Here is a 22,489-nt window from a genome sequence, read left to right on the forward strand (position 1 = left end):
CCGCCGCGCCGGCTACCGGACCTCCTGCGTTCGGCACGAATGGGTGAACGCGATGGGCGCTCGGGCGGGGCCGGGCAGGACGGTCGTCGTGGTGGGCGAGGGCGCGGCCGCGCACCCCGCCCAGGGCGGACCGTCGCCCTGTAGGCACGTTGATGTGATGGTTCACCGGCTGCGGAGAGGTCTGCCGGCCTGCCGACCGTCCGGCTCCTACCACTCGGTCAGTGATCCGTCGGCGTTGCGCCACACCGGGTTGCGCCAGCGCTGGCCCACCTCGGCGGCCCTGCGTACGGCGGTCTCGTCGATCTCGATGCCGAGCCCCGGCGCGGTCGGCCGGCTGATGTGGCTGTCGGCGAAGTCGAAGACGCTTCTGTCGACCAGGTAGTCGAGCAGATCGGAGCCTCCCCCTGTGTTGTAGTGGATGCCCAGACTGGTCTCCTGGATCAGCGCGTTGGGACTGGCGAAGTCGATCTGGAGGCTGGCGGCGAACGCGATCGGGCCGAGTGGGCAGTGCGGGGCGAGCGCCACCCCGTACGCCTCCGCCATCGCGGCGATGCGGCGGACCTCGGAGATACCACCGGCGTGGGACAGGTCCGGCTGCGCGACCGCGATCCCCGATCCGAGCAGATCACGGAAGTCCCAGCGCGAGTACAGCCGCTCCCCCGTGGCGATCGGCACGGTCGTGGAGGAGCAGATCCGCCCGAAGTCCGCGGTCAGCTCGGGCACGATCGGCTCTTCGACGAACAGCGGGTGCAGGGGCTCCAGCAGGCGCAACGCCTCGCGGGCGACCGCGGGCGAGACCCGCCCGTGGAAGTCGACGGCGATGTCGGCCGTGTCACCGATGGCCTCACGTACGGCGGCCACCCGCCCCACCAGCAGGTCGAGTTCCGCCTTGGACTCCAGCGCCCGTGCCCTCCCCGTCCCGTTCATCTTGACCGCGTCGAAGCCCTGCTCCATACGTTCCAGCGCGTGCTCGGCGACCCCGTCCGGTTCGTCACCGGCGATCCACGAGTAGGTACGCACCCGGTCGCGTACCGCGCCGCCGAGCAGTTCGTACACCGGCACACCGAGCGCCTTGCCCTTGATGTCCCACAGCGCCTGGTCGATCCCGGCCACCGCGCTGGAGAGGATGGGGCCGCCCCGGTAGAAGCCGCCTTTCGTCATCACCTGCCAGTGGTCCTCGATACGGAAGGGGTCCTTGCCGATGAGGTAGTCGGAGAGTTCCTCGACGGCCGCGGCGACTGTCGCCGTACGTCCTTCGACGACCGGCTCGCCCCATCCGGTGACGCCCTCGTCGGTGCGTATGGCCAGGAACAACCAGCGGGGCGCCACGGAGAAGGTCTCCAGTGCCACGATCTTCATTGATCTGCCTTTCCTGTGATCGACGTGATGAGTGCGGGCAGTTGTGCGAACTGGTCGGGGTCGGCCAGCGCCGACCCGAGTGACACCGCCGCGGCCCCTGCGGCAAGGAACTCCCCGGTGTTGGAGAGGTTCATGCCGCCGGTCGCGACGAAGCGCGCCTGGGGGAAGGGGCCGTGCATCGAGGCGATCCAGCCCGCACCGAGGTCGGCCGCGGGGAACGCCTTGAGCCAGGTGAGCCCGAGAGCCTCGGCCTGCTGGATCTCGGACGCGGTCGCGACGCCCGGCAGGTGCGGCAGGCCCGCGGCGAGTGACGCCTCGGCCACTTCGCGGGAGAAGCCGGGAGCCACGGTGAAGCCCGCACCCGCCTCCACCGCTCGCTCGACCCGCTCGACGGTGGTCACCGTACCGGCCCCCACCACGGCTCCGCGCTCCGCTCCGGCCTCGACCGCGGCACGCAGCGCGGCCACCGCGGTCCCGTTCTGTACGGGCACCTCGACGAGCCGGATGCCTATGTCCCATGCCCGTCGGCTCACCTCCACCGTGCGTGCGATGTCGAAGCCGCGCAGGATGGCCATCAGCGGCAGCGTGTCGAATGCGTCCTGGAAGAACTGTCCGGATGCGGTGTTCATTGGGTCCACCCGAGTGTGCGTGAGACGGTCTGTGCGGTGTGTCTGATGGCCGGCAGATGTGTGTGCAGGACGGTGAGGTCGGTCTGTGCTCTCAGCGCCGTCACCGAGATGGCCGTGCGTACGGTTCCGGTGCCGTCCCGGACCGGGACGGCCACACAGTTGACGAACGACTCGTACTCCCCGTCGTCCTCGGCCCAGCCGCGTGCCCTGACCTCGCGCAGCCGGGCTGCGAACGCGCCGGCGGTGGTCACCGTGGTGTCGGTGAACCGCTCGTAGACGTAACCGGCCAGCAGCTGCTCGCGTTCGGGCTCGGGCAGGAACGCCAGGATCGCCTTGCCGACACCGGAGCTGTGCAGCACGACCGGCTTGCCGATCTCCGAGTACAGCCGTACGGTGCCCTGCGGTTCGACCTTGTCGACATAGATCACGCGCCCGTTCTCGACGGTGGCGATGTGCACCGTGAGCCGGAGCTTGCGGCCGAGCTCGGCGAGGAACGGGTGCGCGCTCGCGCGCAGATCGAACTGTTCCAGGGCGGCTGCCGCCAGTCCGGCCAGGCGGTACCCGACCGCGAAGGTGCCGTCTTCCCGTTTGCGGGCGAGACCGCCCCGGCGGGGGTCCTGGAGCAGGCGCAGTGCGGTGGTCCGGTGCACGCCGAACCGTTCGGCGACCGCGGCCGGGTGCTGTGGGCCTTTGCTGAGCATCTCCAGGATCCGGATGGCCCGCTCGGCCGACTGGCTCACCGGGGCGTTCCGTCCGGGTCGTGTGCCGGACGGCGCAGCGACGTGGCGTCGGCGTGGTCCTCGACCGAACTGAGCGCGAACGCGGCGACGCGGTGCCCCAGGCGCAGCCTCTCGGCCGGTGTGTCGTTCCGTAGCCACGCCGACAGGTAGCCCGCCGCGAACGCGTCGCCCGCGCCGACCGGTTCGACCACGTCGACCGGCTCGGCGGGGACAAATGTGCCCGGGTCCGTGCCTGACTCGAACAACACGGCGCCGACGTCCGCGTTCTTCACCACCACGCTCGCCGAAGGGCCGATCAGGTCCCGTACGTCCTCCGCGGTCGTGGTGCCCCATACCTCCGCCGCCTCGTCGAGCCCGACGAACACGACGTCGGCCTGCCGGGCCAGGGCGAGGAGCGGCACAGAGGCGTCCTCGGTACTCCACAGCGCGGGACGGTAGTTCACGTCGAACGAGCGGAGGACCCCGGCCTCGCGCGCACGGTCGAACAGGGCCGTGGCGGTACGGGCGCAGCCGGCCGACAGCGCCGCGGTGATTCCCGACAGGTGGACCAGCCGGGCCGGGGCGATCGGGAGTGTGTCCAGGTACGCGGGGGTGAGCAGCGAGGCCGCGGACCCTTGCCGGTAATAGTGCACCCGGGTGCCGTTCTCGCGGGACGGGTCCTTGAAGTAGACAGCCGTCGGAGCGGACGGATCCCGCTCGACATGGCGCACGTCCACCCCGGGCCGGGCGACCGCCAGGAGCACCCTGTCACCGAGGGGGTCGCTGCCCACCCGGCTCGCCCATGCCACCCGGTGGCCCAGATCGGCAAGGTACTGCGCGACGTTGGACTCGGCACCCGCGACCGAGAGAGTCACGTCCCGGGCCATGGCGAGCGGCTCCCCGTGCCGGGGCGCCACCAGGACCATGGCCTCGCCCAGGCACAGGACTTCGTGGTCTGACACTACTTCCACACCTCCGCGTATTCGACGTCGATCGGAGTACTGCCGTCACTGGCCCCGGACTCGATCGCCTTGCGGCGCAGCGCGCGCGGGGGACGGTCTCCGGCAGCAGCAGAACCGAAATGGCGGTGATGATCCCCGAGAGCGCCAAGTAGCCGACGAGCAGCCATGGGGTGTCCCCTCCGGCACGGACCGACCAGGAGGGTGGCGATGAACGGGGCGGTGCCGGAGAACAGCACGGCCGTGGTTTCGCGGGCGGGCACGAGGCCGCTGAACCGCACTTCGGTCGGCAGCAGTTCGGAGTAGAAGGAGCCCGCGGGACCGAAGACCACCGAATTGAGCGTCACCGCGAACGCGAAGCTGACGGCCATGGAGATCACCGGCAGTGACTTCGTCCCGACGAGCAGCCAGAACGGCGCCGCGAACAGGGTGGGCAGCGCCGCGTAGAAACCGCGCTGAGTGGGCTTGGCGCTCTCGGTGGTCCACATGTACGCGCCGCCGAGCGTCGCGCCGACGCCCAGCCCCTGGAGGATGCGGCAGAACACCAGTACGGATCCCACGACGGCTGCCAGGGCGTTGCGCTTGCGGGAGGCCGCCTGGGGATCGGCGTCGGGTGCCGGGGTTGGTCGGAGGTCTGCCATGTGTGCTCCTTTGCACGGGGCGGGGTGTTGTCGCTCGTACGGCGCTACGGCGCCGCGAGGGCCTGTGCCGCCCACAGTGATTCGGTCACACCAACCTCGCCCAAAGCACACCGCGCACAGCTTGTGCGCATGGTGCACACCTAATTCCTGACACACTGTCAACCGCCCACCCCGCTGTCGGACCGCCTCAAGTCGAGTCGGCCCCGCCACGGATGATTGATCCGGACACGACTGAACCGGTCGCCCGGACACGGCAGTTGCCGTCACGGCGCCGACAGGAACGTCCGCACGGCCGCCAGGTCCCGAGACGCCTGCACATGGAGCGACTCGACAGCGGTCACCGCGGCATCGGGGTCGCCTGCCTCGACCGCTCGCAGCAGTTCCCGGTGCACCGGGATGGAGTCGGAGAAGCGCTGGGCGCCGTGCACGATCCGGTCGCGTATGCGCAGACCGGCCTCGATGACGACCTCCATCCGGCTCAGGAGTTTGTTGTGCGCGGCGTCCAGCAGAGCGCGGTGGAAGGCCAGGTCCGCCTCCACCATCGCGTCCATGTCCGCCCCTGCCGCCGCCATCGCGTCGAGAGCCAGCCGCATCGCGTCGAGGTCGGATTCGGTGCGACGGACCGCGGCGAGCCGAGCTCCGGCAGGCTCCACGATGGCGCGAACCTCGGCGAGGTCCTCCAGGAAGCCATCGGTCGGAGCACTGCTGCCCTGCCAGCGCAGCAGGTCGCTGTCGAGCAGATTCCAGTCGGCGCGGGGACGGATCGTCGTGCCGCGCTTCTGCCGTGATTCGATCAGTCCTTTGGAGGCCAGCACCCGCAGCGCCTCGCGCACCACCGTCTTGCTGACACCCAGTTCCGCTTCGAGCCCGACCGAGTCGATCACGGAGCCGGGTGGGTAGTCGCCGCGGATGATGCGCCGCCCGAGTTCCTCCACCGCCTGACCGTGCAGCCCCTTACCTGGCAGGGTCACCACGTCCTCCGTCTCCGCTCGGGCCCCGTCCGCGGGCAGTGCTCGCAGCTCACCGCATGACGCACGCTCACGAGGACTCCTTCATGACGCTCCAGCCTCCGTCGACCACAAGGTTCGCACCCGTCACACGGGAGGCGTCCGCCGATGCCAGAAACGCGACGGAGGAGGCCACCCCTTCCGGCACGCCGAAGCGCCGCGCCACCGTGGCCGCCACCCTGCACGTTGATCCGGATGTGGGCCCGTACTCGACGGCCGGCTGCCGCCCCAGCGGGCAGAGCGCGCCCTCCGCCGTCCGTGATGGCCGCGGCCACCGCCTTTCCGGCCGTGTCGTCGATGTCGGTGACGTCATCACACGCTCTCCAAGTAAGGTACTGCAGCCACCCTAGCTCTTTCAATTAATAATGCATATATCTTGACGGGCCCGTGGTCGGGCTCCAAAACTGACCGGCATGCGACCTTCAGATGTGGTAGCGACCGATGCCCGGCGGCGTCTGCGCCCGGCCGGAATCGCCTTCGGCGGCGACTACAACCCTGAGCAGTGGCCCGAGGAGGTGTGGGCCGAGGACGTCGCGCTGATGAAGGAGGCGGGCGTATCCATGGTGACGGCCGGGATCTTCTCGTGGGCCAAGGTGGAGCCGAGGCCGGGCGAGTTCGACTTCGCCTGGTTCGACCGGGTCATGGACAACCTCGCCGGGGCCGGTGTGGCCGTATGCCTGGCCACCATGACGGCGTCCCCGCCGCCGTGGCTGTCCCGGCTGCGCCCCGAGATCCTTCCCGAGACCGCCGACGGCCGCCGGATGTGGCCGGGCGGGAGGCAGCACTACTGCCCCTCCAGTCGCGTCTACCGGGAGCACGCCACGCGCCTGGTCGAGCGACTGGCCGACCGGTACGCCGACCACCCCGCGCTGGAGATGTGGCACATCGGGAACGAGTACGGCTGCCACACCCCGATGTGCTGGTGCGACGAGTCGGCCGCCGACTTCCGGCGCTGGCTGTCCGAGCGGTACGGCGACATCGAGACGCTCAACGAAGCCTGGTCGACGGCCCTCTGGGCACAGCGTTACGACACCTTCGGCGACGTGCTGCCGCCACGGCTCGCGCCCGCCTTCCCCAACCCCGCCCAGCAGCTGGACTTCGCCCGGTTCTCCGACGACGCACTCCTCCAGTGCTGTCTGGCGCAGAAGGAGGTGCTGAGGCGCATCACCCCGGACATTCCCGTGACGACGAACTTCATCGGTGTGCACAAGCACGTCGACACCTTCGGCTGGGCCGCCCACGAGGATGTCGCCTCCGTCGACGTCTACCAGGACCCCCGTGCCCGATAAGCAGGCTCCCGAACCGGCAACGGAGGGTGTGGCCGGGTCGGCATCCTGAAGCCCTGGGCTCAGCATCGCTGACAGGCTGCTGGAGCGTTGACCGGGCGAGGGGCGCTGGGCCGGGAAAGGGTCTGGCCAGCGCTCCCCACGTCAGCTCCCTGTCGTCAGCGACGCCGGATCGAGCTTGGCGGCTGCGTGGAATTACACGACGAGGGGACGGTCCGCCTTGAGCTGGTCGTGATCGATGAGCCAGCGAACGGACTCAAGCACGGCAGCCTCGGGTTCGTAGCTGGGGGAGTATCCGAGGAGGGTCTTGGCCTTCTCGATGGTGAGGCAGTGGCTGCGGTAGAGGTGGTCCCAGCTCTTCTCGGCGTGCTCGGGTGTCGTGGTCTTGCGGAACTCCTCCCAGGTCACTGGTTCCAGCGACGCTGTCTGTCCGAACCAGCCGGCTGCGATTTGCGCGTAGCCGCGAACGTTCAGCGCGGTGGGAGCGACGACGTTGAAGTCTTCTCCCGCTGCCGCGTCCCGATGTTCAATCGCTCGTTCAAAGGCCTGGGCGACGTCGTCGGCGTGCACATGGTGCATCAGTTCTGCGCCGCTGCCCGGGATCTGAAGCGGCCGTCCGGCCGAGAGCACGGCCCAGACGGCGGGATCGAAGTTGCCCAGCGGGCCGATCGGGTACCAGCCGGGACCGACGATGTGCCCGGGGTGCAGGGAGGTGGTCAACAGACCCCCGGACGCGGTCTCGTGCTTCAGCATCCGAGCGATGCGGTCCTTTTGGATGCCGTACTCGCCGAACGGCTCGGTCCCTGCCTCTTCCGCAATGGGCAGCTTCTGGCTCGGCCCGTAACGCCACAGGGAACCGCAGTGCAGCAGGTGCCCTACCTCCCCGCGAAGTCGTGCCACAAGGGCCTCAGCCGACTTCAGGGTGAAGCACACCAGGTCGATGACGACATCCGGGCGCAGCCGGGCCACTGTGTCGCCGAAAACACCTTCAGCGTCCTCCCGCTCCCGATCTGCTACCACTTGCTGGACGTGCTGCCATTCCGGCGACTCGCTATAGGCGGTGCGGCTCCCCCGGCTGATGTTGACCACCTCATGGCCCGCGCGGGTGAGCCGTGGGATGAGAAAGGTACCGATGTGGCCGCTTCCGCCAATAACCACGATTCTCATGCTGCTCCTCTGATCAGATGACATGCGATCTACTCGTGCTCCGCTCACAAAGGGTTACACCGGGCCGGTGCACCCCGGCGGACAGCCAGGCCGAGTCGGGCGCTGCTGCTTGGCGACGGGGAATCCGTGACGTCTCAGAGGGTGAGGATCACCTTGGTGGCGCGGCGTTCGTCCATCGCCTTGTAGCCCTCCGGGGCCTGCTCCAGGGGCAGGGTAAGGTCGAAGACCTTGCCGGGATCGATCGTGCGGTCCCAGATGAGCTGGATCAGGTCGGGCAGGAACCGGCGGACCGGGGCCGGGCCGCCGAGGGTGTGGATGCCGGCGAAGAACAGCTCGATCCCGGGGATGGTCACGTCGTAGTTCACTCCCACGTAGCCCAGGTGCCCGCCGCCGCGGGTGGCGCCGATGGCCTGCATGAAGGATTCCTGGGTGCCGACGGCCTCGATGACCGAGTGCGCGCCGAGCCCGTTGGTGAGTTCTTTGATCTTCGCGACGCCCTCGGCGCCGCGTTCTTCGACGATGTCGGTGGCGCCGTAGTAGCGGGCCAGCTTCTGCCGCTCGGGGTGGCGGGACATGGCGATGATGCGTTCTGCGCCCAGTTGCTTGGCGGCGAGGACGGCCATGAGTCCGACCGCGCCGTCGCCGACGACCGCGACGGTCTTGCCCGGCCTGGCCTGGGCGGCGACGGCGGCGTACCAGCCGGTGCCGAGCACGTCGGAGGCGGCCAGAAGGGCGGGGATCATCTCGGGGTCGGGCTGGCCTGGGGTAGCCACCAGGGTGCCGTCGGCGTGCGGAATGCGGGCCTTCTCGGCCTGGGTGCCGATCGTCTGGGCGACGAACTCGGCGTGCACGCACTTGGACTGGAATCCGGCCTGGCAGATCTCGCAGGTGTTGTCGGAGATGACGAACGACCCGACAACGAAGTCTCCGGGCTTGACGTTCTTCACTTCGGAGCCGACCTCTTCGACGACGCCCACGTACTCGTGTCCCATGACCTGGTGGTCGGCGGGCTCGATGCCTCGGTAGGGCCACAGGTCCGAGCCGCAGATGCAGGTCGCGGTCAGTTTCACGATCGCGTCGGTCGGCTCGACGATCTTCGGATCGTCGCGCTCCTCCACGCGGACGTCGCCGGCCGTGTACATAACTACTCCACGCATAGGTGGGGTCTCCTTGATCTTGTTTGCCGACGCCTGCGGCGCCGCTTCGTGTTCAGGAAGGCACGGCATTCCCGCAGCTTCCTCGGTTTGTGCAGCTCACACCGCCGAGCCCGCTGGAAGGGCGTAGCCAGCCCTGAGCTGGTCGCCACTGCCGTGGTATTAGGCGTGCGACGGCGCCGGGCGGTGGCGCCGAGTGAGCGCGAGGGCGATCGTCGGAACCAGAGTCAGCGCGGCGATGACGGTGCCGATGGCGGCGGGGCCCGTGTCCCTCAACGGAGATTCGAGTGCAAGTCCGGCGATCCAGGAGCCGACGGCGGTGCCGAGGTTGAACGCCGAGACGGTCAGTGCGGACCCGAGGGTGGGGGCCTGGCCTGCGAAGCGGACGGCCAAGGAGATCAGCACGGGGTTCGCACCGAGCCCGAACAGCCCCAGCAAGGCAACCAGGGCGACCGTGGGTCCGGCGTGACTGGAGAGCAGGCAGATCGCCAGCAGCAGGACCGTGGTCACCGCGGGGGCCACGATCGTCGTCGTGTAGGGACGCCTGTCCCCGAGGCGGCCTCCCACGAGGAAGCCCGCCAGAGCGCCGACACCGAAGCCGACGAGAACCAGCGGCACCAGTCCGGTCGCCAGATGGGACCGGCCGGTCAGCAGCGGCGAGATGTAGGTGTACGTCGACAGCACGCCACCGGCCGTGGTCGTGCAGGCCGCCAGCGCCAGCCACAGGCGCCCAGAGCGCAGAGCCGACAGCTCCGAGCGGACCGAGATCGCCCGGCCGCCGTCGGTGTCGTGCGGTACCCGGCGGGCGATGAGTGCCATGGCGGCCGCGCCGAGGACGGCGAGGGCCCAGAACGGTCCCCGCCAGCCCATCAGCTGCCCGGCGAAGGCACCGAGTGGCACACCGACGACGTTGGCGAGCATCGCGCCGGCGCCCACGACGCCCAGAGCGCGAGAGCTCGCGGCGGGACCGGCGGCACGGGCGGCCACCACGTTGGCCACCGCCCAGAACGCACCCGTCGCCAGCGCCGTCAGGAACCTGGCCGCCAGCAGCAGCGTGAAGCCGGATCCGAGGGCGACGATGACATGCCCGACAGCGAAGACGGCCAGAGCCAGGATGAGCGTGAGCCGCCAGGGCAGCCGCAGCGTCAGCATCGCCATCACCGGTGCGCCAATGATCATCCCGACCGCGAAGACCGTGATCAGCAGCCCGGCCCGGGCCACACTGACCTGCACATCGCCCGCGATCCGGGGCAGCAGGCCCGCCACCACGAACTCGGTCGTGCCCATCAGGAACGTGCCCAAAGCCAGCACATACACGACGAGCGGGAGCCGAGTGGGCGGCTGCTCGCGGGAGTCGGCACGGCCGTCGGCGGGGGCACGGAGGGTTCCTCCTCGGATGGTCATACATCGTCTCCTGAGGGGATCGAGAACGTGGTGCGCAGCCCACGAAACCGTCCCTGCCGCGCACGCGGGAGGCCGCGCTTATCGGGGGTACAAGCTCACCCCCCCTCCTCACGGTTGCGGGCCGTAGCGTGGAGGGCATGGAACGCCGCCCCGACAACCGCGCCGACATCCGTGACTTCCTCGCCACCCGCCGTGCCCAGCTCACCCCGGAGCGGGTCGGTCTGCCCACCAGCGGCCGGCGCCGGGTGCCGGGGCTGCGCCGCGAAGAGGTCGCCGTCCTCGCCGGCGTGAGCACCGAGTGGTACACCCGGCTCGAGAAAGGGCACATCAGCGGCGTCTCCGAAGATGTCCTCGACGCGGTGGCCCGCACCCTGCAGCTGAGCGAAGACGAACGCACTTACCTGTTCGACCTGGCCAAAGCCGCCCAGCCCAGATCCTCCGCCCGGCGCCGACGCAAAGCCGTCGACATCCCGCCCCGCGTCCAGTGGCTGCTCGACTCCATGACCCTGTCAGCTGCTTTCGTCAGCGACGGCCGCTTGGACATCGTGGCCACCAACGCACTCGCCCGCAGCCTGTTCGCACCGCTGTTCGACAGCGGCACCACGGACGAGCGCGGCCGCCCCAACTTCGCCCGGTACTACTTCCTCGACGACGACTCGCACGACTTCATGGACGACTGGGAGGGCGCCGCCAAGATCACCGTCGCACTGCTGCGCGCCGAAGCCGGCCGCTACCCGGGCGACAAGGCACTGCGCGAACTCATCGGTGAGCTGTCAACGGTCAGCTTCGAATTCCGTACCCTTTGGGCCGCCCACGACGTGCGCATCCACCACGGCGGCGTCAAAAGCTTCCATCACCCTGCTGCCGGCCTCATGACTCTCACCTATCAGCCTCTCGACCTGCCCATGTCCGCCCACGAGGCGCACTCCTTGACCATCTACACCGCCGAACCGGGCACCCCGGACGAGGACCGGCTCAAGCTCCTCGCCAGCTGGGCGGCGACCCGACTCCAGGAAGCCCACCCCACCGGCGACAGCGACCGCTGAGCCTCGCCTCGGCCGAGCCGCGCGAAGATCACTGCACGGTGCCAACATGGACGGCCAGCAGGTGATCCACGGCCCGCCCTGCGGGGCAGGCGTCCCAGAGCACTCCCGAAGCTCCGCGTGACTATCACAAACGGCCCTTTGCGCAAGCAGGATCAACAATCGGCTGCGGGCCCCTTCCCGGCCCTCGAACGGTTCTCAGATCTCGTTCTCACTCAAGAGTGGGACGGACCCCCTTCTGAGACTTGCATTATGCGAAAACCCGGGCCCATGACAGACCCTCAGCAGTCCGCCCCGTCCGACCGATCGGACGCCGACGACATCGAACAGCGCGCTTGTCCGAAGTGTGACGCGCAGCCCGGCTCGCCGTGCCGCTCGCGCGGTGGCGCAGTCGCCTCCGCACACCACACCCGTCGCTTCACCATGGTGCCCCGGCTGAAGAAGGCGCTGCGGGTGCCGACCCCGGCCGACCGCAGACCGGGCCGGCCATGGCGGCCGGGCACCCGCCCCGGCGCCGATCGACCCGGACCTGCCGAGCGCGGACTTCCGCATCGGGTATGCCCGCTGCTCAACCCTCGGGCAGGAACTCGACTCGCAGCTCGACGCGCTCAGCAAGCACGGCATCCCCAGGGACAAGATCTTCAGCGAGAAGATCAGCACCCGCATCCGCGTGCGGCCCCGGTTCGAGTAGGCACTGAGGACCGTGCGGGAGGTCAAGGCGCACGCCCCCCCCCCACTGCCGGGTCATCTTCACGGTGTACGAGATGAAGCGCCTCGGCCGCGACGCCGCCGAACTCACCGCGCTCGCCGACCACCTCACCGCCTACGGCCTGGTTCTGGAGATGCTTGCCGGACCCCTGCCCGGCATCTACGACCCCACCGGCCCAGGGAAGCTGCTGTTCGCGTCCTTCGCGGCAATGGCGGAGACCGAGCGGGAGAACATCCGGGAGTCGACGCTGGAGGGGCTCGACACCGCGGCCCGCAAGGGCAAGCACGGCGGCCGGCCGCCGGTCATCACCGACGACATGCTCCACACCGTGCTCCGCCGCTGGGCACTTGGCGAGTCCGTCGAGCAGATCCGGCCCGACCTGATCATCCCCACCGGCAAGCGCAAGGGACGGAGCCCGTCCGTCGCCAGCCTCTACCGGGCGCTCGCCGAGCACGCCAAGCGCGAGGCATACCCCGAAGCCGTCGAGCAGGCCCACGCCGACTTCGCCACGCTCCAGGCCGGCGAAGTCCCCGGGCCCCGTGACCTGGAGCGAATCACCAGCTCAGCGACGGCCCTCCGCGTCGCCCACGCTGAGAGCCGCACGGCCCTGCAGGCGATCAGCCACGTGATCGAAGTGCGCGAAAGCCACCTCGCCCGCGGACCGGGCACCGGCAGTCCGGCTGGCCCAGGCCGCTGTCGCCCGCTCCGGGCACGCACCCCGCGCCGTGGGGCGAGCACCCGACCAGCCCGCGCCACCGTCCGCCGCCGGCCCGACGAACGGGCCGGGGCCGCGCCGCTGATCGGTCAGGCGAGACCCTCCTCGTGGTGGGCATCTCCGATGCGGGTGCCAACCGCGCGTACCGGCTCCTCCCACGTCAGCTCGACGCGACGCCCATCCGCGATCCGGTGATGAACCGCCGTACCGCCCTCGGTACCGTCCGTCGGGCTGGCTACCGACGGCCCACTGCCCGTCGGCGACCATCGCGATGTCGTCTACCGTCCACGGCCGCCCGACGGCCCGGACCTTGCGCTCCAGCCCCGCCCCGTCCCAGCCTCTGCTCGGCGACGTCACGCCTGCTCCCCATTCCGCAACGTGCGGCCCCGTTCCGCAACCGGTTGAGACAACCGGCCGATCCATTCCCGGGGCAGGGACCATCCGCTGCCAACGGCCAGTTCGTGCAGGGCAGACGCTCCCTCCCTGTGGAGGACTACGGACCTCGGCGCACCGCATGTCAACGTACGAGTGTCGGTAAAAACCACAGGTCAACGGAGGGGTCGTTCCACCATGAACACCGCCGCCACTCTTCCGCCGGCCGTCGCCCGCCCCACTTCGGAGCGGCGTTCCTGGCTCCCCTCCGACTACTGCGCGGGCCCCGTCCTCGACCTGCTCGACGCCCTCGGCTGGAAGATCGTCACTACCCCGGAAGGCAACGTCCACGCGACGAGCACGGACGGCCACGTCCATGTCGGCTGGCTCCCCGAAGACCTCAAGGTCAGCGACGCCCTCGCCTGGGCCTGACTTACCCCCACCGATCACGCCTCGGAGGCCCCTATCTCACCGCGATCCCATCCAACATCCCTCCTACCGCTGCACGACCTCGCCAGACGGCCGATGCCAGACGGTGTACGCGGTGCGCTCGTCCAACGCCTCTCCGCCCTGCCCGACGGGCCGTTCGACATCGCATGGCCCTCTCCCGACGCCCCCAGAGACTCCACTCGGCCGCGTTCGCCTCCGCTGGGAACCGGCTTCCCTCGCGGGCTGGGACATCACGGCCCACCTCGGCCTGGCCAACACCGAGATGCGGCTCGCCTCCTGGCCCTCCGCCCCGACGACTGGCCGCGCCTGATCCGCCCGACCATCCACGAGGCCCTCGGCCTGTGCGCCGCCCTCGCGGTCGCGACCGCCGCCCTCAACCCCTCGCCACGTCGAGGGGGCCTTGTCGTACGACCAGCGGCGAACCTCGCAGTGGGTCAGTGAGCGGTGAAGCCGCCGTCGACCGGAAGTGCTACGCCGACCACAAGGCTGGCGCCCGGGCTGCACAGCCAGAGAACGGCTGCGGCGACTTCGTCCGCGCGCCCCAGCCTTCCGATGGACTGTTCTTTCATGATCTCCGCCATGGCTTCGGCCTGGTTCTCGACCATGTCCGCGGCCATGGGAGTGTCGATCACTCCGGGGCACACCGCGTTGATCCGGATTCCCCTGGGCGCGTACTCGACCGCGGCGCTCTTGGTCAGGCCGATCACGCCGTGCTTGGACGCGTGATAGGCCGCGCGCTGAGGCGCGCCCAGGAGGCCGCCCAGCGAAGAGCAGTTGACGATGATGCCACTGCCTTGTTCCCGCATGTGGCGCAGTTCGTGCTTCATGCTGGCCCAGATGCCGCGCAGGTTGACGGCGTTCACGAAGTCGAAGTTCTCGGCCGGCTCGTCGGCCGCGTCCATCGGTGGCACCTGCACACCGGCGTTGTTGAACGCCATGTCCAGGCGGCCGAACGTGGTGACCGCGCGTTCCACCATCGCGGCCGTCTGACTTTCATCGGTGACGTCGCAGGTGACACCGATCGCCTGCCGACCGTACGACGTCAGTTCCTCGGCCGCGGCCCGGACCGCGCCGTCATCGACGTCCGCCAGCACGACGGCGGCGCCGGCCTCGGCGAAGGCCCGCGCGGTAGCAAGCCCCATGCCGGACGCCGCGCCGGTGACGAGCGCCACCTTGTTCTCGAAGTTGTAGGTCGGGTTCATCGTGTGCGTAGCTCCAAACGCCGGTCGGCATGGCACCGACCGGTCAGAGAAGTGATCATGTCGCCGTCGTCGGGGCTCGGAGCGTTCAGACGTGGGTGTCGGTGTCGTCGTAACCCAGATCGCCGCCGAGTTCACGGGAGGCCTCGGCCTGTGCGAGGAGTTCCCGCGCCTTGGCCGTCACGCCTTCGATGGCGTCGGCGCCTGCGACGAAGCGCGGCAACGGCTCGCTCTGACCGGCGATGGTGAGCAGTGCGCGGGCGAGCTTGGCGGGGTCACCCGTCTGCCGGCCATTCATGCTCTTCCAGGCCGCGACGGTGGCCGTGGTGCGCTCGGTGTAGTCGTCGATGGTCGGCTCGGGCCAGATGGTGGAGCCGTCCACAAGGAGCTCGGTGCGGAAGAAGCCGGGTTCCACGACCGTGGTGTGGATGTTGTACGGGGCGACGTCGTAGCGCAGGGATTCCATCCAGCCCTCGACGCCGAACTTGGAGGCGGCGTAGGCGACGCAGAACTCCTGGCCGATCAGACCGGCGGAGGAAGAGAGGGTGATGATGTGGCCGGCGCGCTGAGCGCGCAGGACGGGCAGGACAGCGCGGGTGACGTTCATCGGGCCGAAGAGATTCGTCTCGATCTGCTGGCGCATCTGCGCGGGTGAGATCTCTTCGAAGTAGCCGGCGAAGAAGTTCCCCGCGTTGTTGACCAGGACGTCGATGCGGCCGAAGCGGTCGACAGCGGCCCGCACGGCGGCCTCGGCGTCTTCCAGACTGGTGACGTCCAGCTTGGCGACCAGCAGGTTGCCCTGGGGACCGCCGAGGGTCTTCTCGACCTCCTCCGGGCGGCGACCGGTGGCGACGACCTGGTGGCCGGCCACCAGGGCCTCGCGGGCGATGTCGGTGCCCAGACCGCGTCCGGCGCCGGTGACGAAAATGACCTTGCTCATGAGATTCCTTTCAGATGCCGCATCCGACACCCGTGCGTGGTGCGGTGATGAGGCGTGGCGTAGCCAACGGGGTCGGGCGTCCGGCCTTCGGCGGGCGGGATCAGGGGCGCAGCCGGGGCCGCCTGTGCACCGGTCGGTTCCCTCCGCCTACGTCATCAACGTTCGCAGCTTCACGCTCATCCGCAAAGGGGAGAATTCCTTACCCGGAGAAAAGGTTCCAGGTACAGTTTCTTGCCCCCCACGGCCGGTCGATTCGGTGCACACTGAGCCCTTCCCGGTAGCGTCTCGTAGCGGTTCGTGATCTTCGTTCAGCTGGTGCGGCCGTGTTCCATCTGGAGCAGGACGGGGGTGGTGCGGGTGATCCGGGTGATCGCCTTAGGGTCGAGGCTGACCATGCGCAGAGCCTTGAAGGTCACCTTGAAGAGGACGTTGGCACGTTCGGCCACGCCGTGGACGCCTCAGATGACGGAGTTGAACGCCTTGGCGTCGTTGGTGAGTTCGCCGCCCTGAGGCCCTTGACCGGAACGGAGGGCTGGGCCGGCGTTCTGGTAGCCGAGGTCGGTCAGGGTGGGGATGTCGAGGGACGGCGCAGGTGGTGTCTTGCTCGCGGCCGGGCCGGACCGGCGAAACCCAGAACGGCCAGCCGAAGATTGCGGAAACGACCTGGACGTTGCCGCCATGGTGCAGCGTTTACAGATCGTTAACTTGCGTGACTTTGAGCGGAATTATCAAGATTGGTTCACTTTGCGGCGCCATGAAGGATTTCTCCGATCAAGGAGCGAGATGCATTCCGGTCTCAAGAAGCGCTGCATGACTCCAGCCGCCGCAGTGGCGGCCGCCGGTGTCGCCCTGGCCGTGCTCTCAGCGTCAACCGCCGGTGCCAGCACGGCATCGCGGTCCGCCCCCGCCGGCGTCTCCACGTCGGCGGGCATACCGAAGGTCACGGTGAGGCCGGTCCCGCTGGCCGACCGGAACCCGAAGCTGCCCGACATCGTGGTGGTCGACGCCGGCGGCACCATCACCTCCACCGCGGCCGACCGCATCAGCTACCTGCACTACGGGCCGGCCCTCCCCGACGGAGTACGCGGGGTGCTCAAGCCGCTGTATCCGGAGCTCGGAAAGGTGGCCAACGTCTCGGTCGTACGGACCGACATCACCGGGTCGTCCTCCCAGACCAGCACGGAGAACATGTACGACCTCTCGCGCACCGTGGACGCCGCACTCGCCCTGCCAGGGATCGACGGCGTGGTCGTCAACAGCGGCACCAACGTGCTCGAAGAGGACGCGTACTACCTCGACCTGACCGTGCGCTCCGACAAGCCGGTCGTGATCAGCGGGTCGATGCACCAGTCGAAGACCTTCACCACCGACGGCGCTACCAACATGTTCAGCTCGATCCGGCTGGCAGCCAGCTCCAAGACGACCTGCTACGGCACCGTCATGCTGATGAACGACCAGTTCTTCGCCGCCCGCGAGGTCACCAAGACCGACGGCTACCGGATGGATACCTTCGGCGGCGGCAACTACGGCGCGCTGGGCGTCGTCAACGAAGACCACGTCCGTACGATGCGCGCGCCCGCCCGCGTGATGGAGTGCGGCAGGACCTCCTGGAAGACTCCGTTCGACCTGTCGAAGAAGAAGGCGACCGACCTGCCCCCGGTGGACATCGTGAGCGGTTACATCGGCTCCTCCCCGGCTCCGATCGACGCTCTGGTGGCGGCCGGCAACAAGGGCATCGTGACCTCGGGGCACGGCCCGGGCGGCATCTCGACCGCCCAGAGCGCGGCCGAGGCAAAGGCGATCAAGAAGGGCGTGCTCTTCGTCTCGGCCACCCGAACCGGGGGCGAGGGCACGTATGACGACGGAACACCCGGTGTGATCGGGGCCGCCGACCTCGCCCCGCAGAAGGCACGCATCCTGCTCCAGCTGGGCCTGACTTTCAGTGACAAGCAGGAGCGGATTCGCAAGTGGTTCACCACCATCGGGGACCCTGAGTTCGATATGTCCGCCTTCCGCCGGTAACAGGCCTGCCAGCCTCTCCTGCATGAGAGGCACGAGGTGGGCGGGCGGGATGACCTGTCACACCACGGAACACAATTCCCTGGCACAACGCGGCGTGCCACAGGGCGCGCGAAGCCACCACGCTTGAGGGAACCTGAAGATCCCGAGTGAACAGACGCTCCGAGCAGCCGAGCTCGCCGATCGATCCGCAACGACGCTCCTGCTCGGCACGAGGCATCGGCTCACCCGCCATCGCCAACGCGGTCTTCCACCCACTGACCGCCGAATCCGGGAGCTACCCATCACCGCGGAAGCCCCGCTTCGAGCACCAGGCTCCTCACATCCGTCCGGTGGGCTGACACGCCTCGCCGCACCAGGGCCGTCGCCGCTCGCCGGGTCCCCCTGCGGCGCGGCGGCGGCCTGCTCACTCCGCCCCCGGGGAAACCATTTCATGCTGAACATCGCGGGCAGGCTGTACGACTGGCGTCGCGAGGACCGCCGCTTCACTCTCACCACCGTCGTCGGTGTCAGCGGCAGCGCACCTCTGCCGCTGACACCGCGCTGGCCGTGAACTCCGACGGCGACGTGGTCGGCAGTGTCTCCGGCGACTGTGTGGAGGGAGTCGTCCAGGAACGGTGCCGGGAGACCCTCGAATCCGGCGGGGTTCCTGTGCCGGCGCGCTTCGGCCACTTCGACTCCGACGCCTTCGCCGTGGGTTCGCCCCACGGCGGCGAGATCGAGATCCTGGTACAGCGTGTGGACCTACGGTTCAGCCGCATCTCACCGCAGCCCTTGCCGAGGTGGCGGCAGGCCGTCCCGCCGCCGTGGCCGAGATTGTGGACGGTCCGGAAGAACCAACGGGGCGGGATCGTAACGGGCTGGCCGCACCGGTACCTGGCCGCCACCGAGGTGGACGCCCGCACCGCCGTCTGTGTCCTCATCCACGACGTCACTTCGACATTCCTCTGCTGAGGCTCGCACTCGGCCTGCCGGTGCGCTGCATCGGCGCGATGGGCTCGCGACGCGCCCACGACCATCGGCTCTGGCTCCTGCGCGGGGCCGGCGTGCGTGAACAACGCCTCACGCGCCTCAACTCAGCGATCAGACTTGCCCTTGGCGCGCACACCCAGGAGACGGTTGTCTCCATCACCGCCAAAATCGTTGCTCACGCGGCTGGCAGCCTCACCGACCCGCCGGATCGCGGCCCTTGATTCTCGCACTTTCGCACGAATCCACAAAGGGGAGAATCTCTTACCCGGAGAAAAAGTTCCTGGTATAAATTCCTACCCTCCATTGCCGTTCCATTCGGTGTCACACTGGCAGGTATGACTCGCAACGCGCATCTCAACGAGCTGGGCGAGTTCCTCAAGACCCGCCGGGCCGAACTGAGCCCCCGCGCAGTGGGCCTGCCGGAGACGGGCGGCCTGCGGCGGGTCAAGGGACTGCGCCGTGAGGAAGTCGCTCTGCTGGCCGCCATCAGCACCGAGTACTACACCCGCCTTGAGCAGGGCCGCATCCAGGCTTCAGGGCCCGTGCTGTCCGCTCTGGCGCAGGTACTCCGGCTGGACGACGACCAACGGGACTACCTCTTCGAACTTGCCGGCAAGGACCAGGCCCGGCCGCGCCGTCGTGCCGCGCAGAAGGTGCAGCCCACGCTGCAGCGCCTCCTGGACAACCTGATCGACACTCCGGCCATTGTTCTGGGCCGCCGCACGGACATCCTTGCCTGGAATTCCCTGGCCGCCGCCTTGATGTCCGATTACGCGGAAATCCCGGAGAAGAAAAGAAACCACACACGGATTCTTTTCACCGATCCCGCGATGAGAACCTTGTACGCGGACTGGGAGGAGGTCGCCCACACCACCGTGGCGCAATTGCGGATGCAGGCTGCCAGGTATCCCGACGACCCCCGGCTGGCTGCCCTCGTCGGAGAGCTGTCGGTGCAGGACCCGCACTTCCGCCGTTGGTGGGGCGACCATCATGTCGCCGCCCGCACCATGGGCAGCAAGACCTTCCATCACCCCGTGGCCGGTGAGCTCACCCTCGACTGGGACACCCTCACCGCCGGCATCGACGCCGAGCAGCAACTCGTCGTCATGACCGCCGAACCCAGCACCCCGTCCCACGACGCGCTGCGCATCCTCGCCTCCTGGACCACGGACCAACAGCAGCCCGCACCCGACACCACCACCTGACCACACCCGTACAGACCGGCCGGGGACCACCGCCGGAATACAACACACCCGCGATCGGCGATCCACAACCACGGTCCGTCCTGCGCGAAGGCTGTGTCGTGGCGCACCGTCGCGTCACACCTCTGGCACCTCGTTGCGCCCCAAGCCATTGCCCGCCCCTGGGCCAGTACATCCCACATTGATGAGGAACCACCCGTGAGTGCCCTGTTCACCGCCCTGCCCCTGCGGTCACTTGAGATCCCCAACCGCGTCTGGACATCCCCGATGTGCATGTACTCCGCCGCCTCGGACGGGCCGGAGACCGGAGTGCCGACCGACTTTCACCTCACCCACCTGGCCGGCCGGGCCGCCGGCGGTGCCGGGCTGGTGATGGCCGAGGCGACCGGGATACGGCCCGACGGGCGCATCACGCCCTGGGACCTGGGCCTGTGGAACGACCGCCAGCAGCAGGCGTTCGCCCGCATCACCGCGGTCATCCGCTCCCACGGGTCGGTCCCGGCCATCCAGCTCGGCCACGCCGGCCGCAAGGCATCCGTCGACAAGCCCTGGCTCACCGACCGGTACATCCCGGAATCCGAGGGAGGCTGGCAGACGGTCGCGCCCAGCCCGGTGCCGTTCACCGGGCGGTCGGTGCCTCACGAGCTCACGGTGGACGAGATCCAGCAACTGGTGCGTGATTTCGCCGAGTCGGCGGAGCGCGCGCTGGCCGCGGGCTTCCAGGTGGTCGAGTTGCACGGCGCCCACGGCTTCCTGATCAACTCGTTCCTCTCTCCGGCCTCCAACCACCGCACCGACTCCTACGGCGGCAGCTTCGAGAACCGCCTGCGCTTTCCCCTTCAGGTGGTCGACGCCGTACGCGAGGTGTGGCCCGAGGACCTGCCGGTCTTCTTCCGCACGTCGGCCACTGACTGGCTGACCGAGAATCCGGAGGACGCGCGCGAGGGCTGGACCGGCGACGACACCGTCCGCCTCGCCAAGGAACTCCAGTCCCACGGCGTCGACCTGCTGGACGTGTCCACCGGCGGCATGGTCCCCGACGCCACGATCCCCGTCGGTCCCGGCTACCAGGTGCCCTTCGCCGCCCGGACACGTGCGGCGACCGGGCTCCCCACCGGCGCCGTCGGCCTGATCCTGGAACCCGCCCAGGCCGAGGACATCGTCGCCACCGGACAGGCCGACGCCGTCCTGCTCGGCCGCGAACTGCTGCGCAAGCCGTACTGGCCCCAGCACGCCGCACTCGAACTCGGCGCCGAGCCCCGCTGGCCCGAGCAGTACGGCTACGCCGTCCGACGGCGCGGCAAGCGCTGAAAGGGGGAAGGTCCCTCGCGCGGTGGACGCGCGGGGAGGACTTCACACCGAACAGGCGGTATCCGCCCACCAGCACCGCGAGACGGTCCACACGCTTCCCGCCCGCCGAGGGGCGGCGGGTGAGCCGACCGCCGGCATCCACGAAAGGAACACCTCCTCATGAGCACAAGGCAGTCCCCATCGGTGAAGGCGATCGGCCTTCACACCTACGGCGGCCCGGAAGTGCTGCGTACCGTCGAGCTTCCTGAGCCGCACGCCCGTGCCGGCGAGGTGCGGGTGCGGGTGCGTGCCGCCGGAGTGAACCCGGCCGACGCCATGCTCCGCGACGGTTCCCTCGCCGCGTGGTACCGCGATCTCGAACCTCCCTTCATTCCCGGCATGGACGTGGCCGGAACGATCGACGAGGCCGCAGACGACGTCACGGCCGCGTACGGGCTCTCCGAAGGCGACCCCGTGATCGGCATCGTCGACAACCACGGCCGTCACGGCGGCTACAGCGAGTACGTCGTCCTGCCGGCCGCGGCCGTCACACACCAGCCCGCCGGAACGACGTTCCCGGAAGCAGCCTCGTTCCTGATGAACGCGCTGACCGCCCGCAGCGTCCTGGACACCCTCGCCCTCGCGCCCGGCTCGACACTGGTCGTCACCGGAGCCGGCGGCGCCGTCGGCGGCTACGTCGTCGAACTCGCCGCCGCCGAGGGCCTGCGCGTGGTGGCAGTGGCGTCGGCGCACGACGAGGAGTGGCTGCGTTCCCACGGCGCCGACGACTTCGTCGCGCGCGGTGACGACATCGCGCGACGCGTGCTGGACGTGGTGCCCGGTGGCGCGGACGCCGTGGCGGACGGTGCCATGCTGCACGACCGGATCGCGCCCGCGATCCGCGGCAACGGACAGATCGCGGTCCTCCGTTTCTGGGACGGCGATCCGGGCCGCGGCGTCATCGTGCATCCCGTGAACGTCCGCTCACGCGTCACCGACGCCGCATCCATCACCCGGCTGCGCGAACAGGTCGAATCGAAAGAGCTGACCCTCCGAGTCGCGGCGACGTTGCCCGCCGACCAGGCTCCCGAGGCTCATCGACTGCTTGAGAAGGGCGGCCTGCGGGGGCGACTCATCCTCGAATTCCCGCCCACGGCAGCCATGTGAAAAGGCGTCGCGGGAGTACCGAGACCGAGCGTCGTCCCACCCGTGCACGGGCATCGCCCTGCTACCACCCCGTCCGCACAAGGAGC

The 22,489-nt window shown here is 69.2% G+C and carries 22 protein-coding genes and 2 pseudogenes; 11 read left to right on the top strand and 13 right to left on the bottom strand.

The features are described 5' to 3' along the window. Positions 1 to 207: 207 nt before the first annotated feature. The 7 genes from dgoD to AB0P17_RS28720 all read right to left on the bottom strand — a co-directional run bounded on the left by dgoD (position 208) and on the right by AB0P17_RS28720 (position 5,627). Positions 208 to 1,359, bottom strand: coding sequence for a galactonate dehydratase (gene dgoD / locus AB0P17_RS28690; RefSeq protein WP_365815089.1), 1,152 nt, complete (start codon positions 1,357 to 1,359; stop codon positions 208 to 210). Next, positions 1,356 to 1,988, bottom strand: coding sequence for a bifunctional 4-hydroxy-2-oxoglutarate aldolase/2-dehydro-3-deoxy-phosphogluconate aldolase (locus AB0P17_RS28695; RefSeq protein WP_365815091.1), 633 nt, complete (start codon positions 1,986 to 1,988; stop codon positions 1,356 to 1,358). The genes dgoD and AB0P17_RS28695 overlap by 4 nt, the downstream gene beginning before the upstream one ends. Next, positions 1,985 to 2,728: an IclR family transcriptional regulator gene (locus AB0P17_RS28700; protein ID WP_365815093.1), complete on the bottom strand. Its 744-nt coding sequence runs from the start codon at positions 2,726 to 2,728 to the stop codon at positions 1,985 to 1,987. Before AB0P17_RS28700 ends, AB0P17_RS28695 begins: the two co-directional genes overlap by 4 nt. Further along, positions 2,725 to 3,669: a sugar kinase gene (locus AB0P17_RS28705; RefSeq protein ID WP_365815095.1), complete on the bottom strand. Its 945-nt coding sequence runs from the start codon at positions 3,667 to 3,669 to the stop codon at positions 2,725 to 2,727. Before AB0P17_RS28705 ends, AB0P17_RS28700 begins: the two co-directional genes overlap by 4 nt. Next, positions 3,669 to 4,307 (bottom strand): hypothetical protein, encoded by a 639-nt coding sequence (locus AB0P17_RS28710; protein ID WP_365815097.1) that lies wholly within the window; start codon positions 4,305 to 4,307, stop codon positions 3,669 to 3,671. Before AB0P17_RS28710 ends, AB0P17_RS28705 begins: the two co-directional genes overlap by 1 nt. 263 nt (positions 4,308 to 4,570) lie before the next feature. Continuing rightward, on the bottom strand, positions 4,571 to 5,281 hold the full coding sequence (locus tag AB0P17_RS28715; RefSeq protein WP_365815099.1) for a FadR/GntR family transcriptional regulator: 711 nt from the start codon (positions 5,279 to 5,281) through the stop codon (positions 4,571 to 4,573). 64 nt (positions 5,282 to 5,345) lie between these two features. Next, complete coding sequence (locus AB0P17_RS28720; RefSeq protein ID WP_365815101.1) at positions 5,346 to 5,627, bottom strand: SDR family oxidoreductase; 282 nt, start codon at positions 5,625 to 5,627, stop codon at positions 5,346 to 5,348. A 100-nt stretch (positions 5,628 to 5,727) separates the two neighbouring features. Between AB0P17_RS28720 and AB0P17_RS28725 the strand changes: the two are divergent. Continuing rightward, positions 5,728 to 6,591 (top strand): annotated as a pseudogene (locus AB0P17_RS28725) (beta-galactosidase); the annotation flags it as partial. A gap of 204 nt (positions 6,592 to 6,795) precedes the next feature. Here the strand turns inward: AB0P17_RS28725 and AB0P17_RS28730 are convergent. The 3 genes from AB0P17_RS28730 to AB0P17_RS28740 all read right to left on the bottom strand — a co-directional run bounded on the left by AB0P17_RS28730 (position 6,796) and on the right by AB0P17_RS28740 (position 10,325). After that, complete coding sequence (locus tag AB0P17_RS28730) at positions 6,796 to 7,767, bottom strand: NAD(P)-dependent oxidoreductase (RefSeq protein ID WP_365815103.1); 972 nt, start codon at positions 7,765 to 7,767, stop codon at positions 6,796 to 6,798. 134 nt (positions 7,768 to 7,901) lie between these two features. Next, the gene (locus AB0P17_RS28735) at positions 7,902 to 8,924 is read right to left on the bottom strand and encodes a zinc-dependent alcohol dehydrogenase family protein (RefSeq protein WP_365815105.1); all 1,023 of its coding nucleotides are present in this window, start codon (positions 8,922 to 8,924) and stop codon (positions 7,902 to 7,904) included. Positions 8,925 to 9,083: 159 nt separating this feature from the next. Beyond that, positions 9,084 to 10,325: an MFS transporter gene (locus AB0P17_RS28740; protein WP_365815108.1), complete on the bottom strand. Its 1,242-nt coding sequence runs from the start codon at positions 10,323 to 10,325 to the stop codon at positions 9,084 to 9,086. A 137-nt stretch (positions 10,326 to 10,462) separates the two neighbouring features. On the opposite strand from AB0P17_RS28740, the gene AB0P17_RS28745 reads away from it, so the two are divergent. The 4 genes from AB0P17_RS28745 (at position 10,463) to AB0P17_RS28760 (ending at position 13,596) form a co-directional block, all read left to right on the top strand. Next, entirely contained in the window at positions 10,463 to 11,371 is a 909-nt protein-coding gene (locus AB0P17_RS28745) for a helix-turn-helix transcriptional regulator (RefSeq protein WP_365815110.1), read from the top strand. A 547-nt stretch (positions 11,372 to 11,918) separates the two neighbouring features. Next, positions 11,919 to 12,059: a recombinase family protein gene (locus AB0P17_RS28750; protein WP_365815185.1), complete on the top strand. Its 141-nt coding sequence runs from the start codon at positions 11,919 to 11,921 to the stop codon at positions 12,057 to 12,059. 73 nt (positions 12,060 to 12,132) lie between these two features. After that, the gene (locus AB0P17_RS28755) at positions 12,133 to 12,987 is read left to right on the top strand and encodes a recombinase family protein (RefSeq protein ID WP_365815112.1); all 855 of its coding nucleotides are present in this window, start codon (positions 12,133 to 12,135) and stop codon (positions 12,985 to 12,987) included. Between the two features lie 375 nt (positions 12,988 to 13,362). Then, positions 13,363 to 13,596: a hypothetical protein gene (locus tag AB0P17_RS28760; protein WP_365815114.1), complete on the top strand. Its 234-nt coding sequence runs from the start codon at positions 13,363 to 13,365 to the stop codon at positions 13,594 to 13,596. A 452-nt stretch (positions 13,597 to 14,048) separates the two neighbouring features. On the opposite strand, the gene AB0P17_RS28765 is transcribed toward AB0P17_RS28760, so the two are convergent. From AB0P17_RS28765 to AB0P17_RS28775, 3 genes and pseudogenes are all read right to left on the bottom strand, one after another. Continuing rightward, the gene (locus tag AB0P17_RS28765) at positions 14,049 to 14,816 is read right to left on the bottom strand and encodes a glucose 1-dehydrogenase (protein ID WP_365815117.1); all 768 of its coding nucleotides are present in this window, start codon (positions 14,814 to 14,816) and stop codon (positions 14,049 to 14,051) included. 85 nt (positions 14,817 to 14,901) lie between these two features. Further along, positions 14,902 to 15,753 (bottom strand): SDR family oxidoreductase, encoded by an 852-nt coding sequence (locus AB0P17_RS28770; RefSeq protein WP_365815120.1) that lies wholly within the window; start codon positions 15,751 to 15,753, stop codon positions 14,902 to 14,904. Positions 15,754 to 16,061: 308 nt separating this feature from the next. Next, positions 16,062 to 16,437, bottom strand: a pseudogene (locus AB0P17_RS28775) (transposase family protein); the annotation flags it as partial. Between the two features lie 126 nt (positions 16,438 to 16,563). Between AB0P17_RS28775 and AB0P17_RS28780 the strand changes: the two are divergent. The 6 genes from AB0P17_RS28780 (at position 16,564) to AB0P17_RS28805 (ending at position 22,403) form a co-directional block, all read left to right on the top strand. Continuing rightward, positions 16,564 to 17,775, top strand: coding sequence for an asparaginase (locus tag AB0P17_RS28780; RefSeq protein ID WP_365815122.1), 1,212 nt, complete (start codon positions 16,564 to 16,566; stop codon positions 17,773 to 17,775). A gap of 546 nt (positions 17,776 to 18,321) precedes the next feature. After that, positions 18,322 to 18,726, top strand: a complete 405-nt coding sequence (locus tag AB0P17_RS28785) for an XdhC family protein (protein ID WP_365815124.1) — start codon at positions 18,322 to 18,324, stop codon at positions 18,724 to 18,726. 20 nt (positions 18,727 to 18,746) lie between these two features. After that, positions 18,747 to 18,965: a hypothetical protein gene (locus AB0P17_RS28790; RefSeq protein ID WP_365815126.1), complete on the top strand. Its 219-nt coding sequence runs from the start codon at positions 18,747 to 18,749 to the stop codon at positions 18,963 to 18,965. A gap of 114 nt (positions 18,966 to 19,079) precedes the next feature. After that, entirely contained in the window at positions 19,080 to 19,949 is an 870-nt protein-coding gene (locus AB0P17_RS28795) for a helix-turn-helix domain-containing protein (RefSeq protein WP_365815128.1), read from the top strand. Between the two features lie 195 nt (positions 19,950 to 20,144). After that, the gene (locus AB0P17_RS28800) at positions 20,145 to 21,257 is read left to right on the top strand and encodes an NADH:flavin oxidoreductase/NADH oxidase (protein WP_365815130.1); all 1,113 of its coding nucleotides are present in this window, start codon (positions 20,145 to 20,147) and stop codon (positions 21,255 to 21,257) included. 159 nt (positions 21,258 to 21,416) lie between these two features. After that, a complete protein-coding gene (locus AB0P17_RS28805) occupies positions 21,417 to 22,403 on the top strand; it encodes an NADP-dependent oxidoreductase (protein WP_365815132.1) in 987 nt (328 codons plus the stop codon). The last annotated feature ends 86 nt before the right edge of the window (positions 22,404 to 22,489 follow it).

The organism is Streptomyces sp. NPDC088124 (assembly GCF_040685895.1).
Taxonomy (GTDB): domain Bacteria; phylum Actinomycetota; class Actinomycetes; order Streptomycetales; family Streptomycetaceae; genus Streptomyces.

What these genes read in the sequence shown, in the direction of transcription:
- dgoD (WP_365815089.1), bottom strand. Translation starts at nt 1,359, where the DNA reads ATGAAGATCGTGGCACTGGAGACCTTCTCCGTGGCGCCCCGCTGGTTG.
- AB0P17_RS28695 (WP_365815091.1), bottom strand. Translation starts at nt 1,988, where the DNA reads ATGAACACCGCATCCGGACAGTTCTTCCAGGACGCATTCGACACGCTG.
- AB0P17_RS28710 (WP_365815097.1), bottom strand. Translation starts at nt 4,307, where the DNA reads ATGGCAGACCTCCGACCAACCCCGGCACCCGACGCCGATCCCCAGGCG.
- AB0P17_RS28720 (WP_365815101.1), bottom strand. Translation starts at nt 5,627, where the DNA reads ATGACGTCACCGACATCGACGACACGGCCGGAAAGGCGGTGGCCGCGG.
- AB0P17_RS28730 (WP_365815103.1), bottom strand. Translation starts at nt 7,767, where the DNA reads ATGAGAATCGTGGTTATTGGCGGAAGCGGCCACATCGGTACCTTTCTC.
- AB0P17_RS28735 (WP_365815105.1), bottom strand. Translation starts at nt 8,924, where the DNA reads ATGCGTGGAGTAGTTATGTACACGGCCGGCGACGTCCGCGTGGAGGAG.
- AB0P17_RS28740 (WP_365815108.1), bottom strand. Translation starts at nt 10,325, where the DNA reads ATGACCATCCGAGGAGGAACCCTCCGTGCCCCCGCCGACGGCCGTGCC.
- AB0P17_RS28745 (WP_365815110.1), top strand. Translation starts at nt 10,463, where the DNA reads ATGGAACGCCGCCCCGACAACCGCGCCGACATCCGTGACTTCCTCGCC.
- AB0P17_RS28755 (WP_365815112.1), top strand. Translation starts at nt 12,133, where the DNA reads ATGAAGCGCCTCGGCCGCGACGCCGCCGAACTCACCGCGCTCGCCGAC.
- AB0P17_RS28760 (WP_365815114.1), top strand. Translation starts at nt 13,363, where the DNA reads ATGAACACCGCCGCCACTCTTCCGCCGGCCGTCGCCCGCCCCACTTCG.
- AB0P17_RS28765 (WP_365815117.1), bottom strand. Translation starts at nt 14,816, where the DNA reads ATGAACCCGACCTACAACTTCGAGAACAAGGTGGCGCTCGTCACCGGC.
- AB0P17_RS28770 (WP_365815120.1), bottom strand. Translation starts at nt 15,753, where the DNA reads ATGAGCAAGGTCATTTTCGTCACCGGCGCCGGACGCGGTCTGGGCACC.
- AB0P17_RS28780 (WP_365815122.1), top strand. Translation starts at nt 16,564, where the DNA reads ATGACTCCAGCCGCCGCAGTGGCGGCCGCCGGTGTCGCCCTGGCCGTG.
- AB0P17_RS28795 (WP_365815128.1), top strand. Translation starts at nt 19,080, where the DNA reads ATGACTCGCAACGCGCATCTCAACGAGCTGGGCGAGTTCCTCAAGACC.
- AB0P17_RS28805 (WP_365815132.1), top strand. Translation starts at nt 21,417, where the DNA reads ATGAGCACAAGGCAGTCCCCATCGGTGAAGGCGATCGGCCTTCACACC.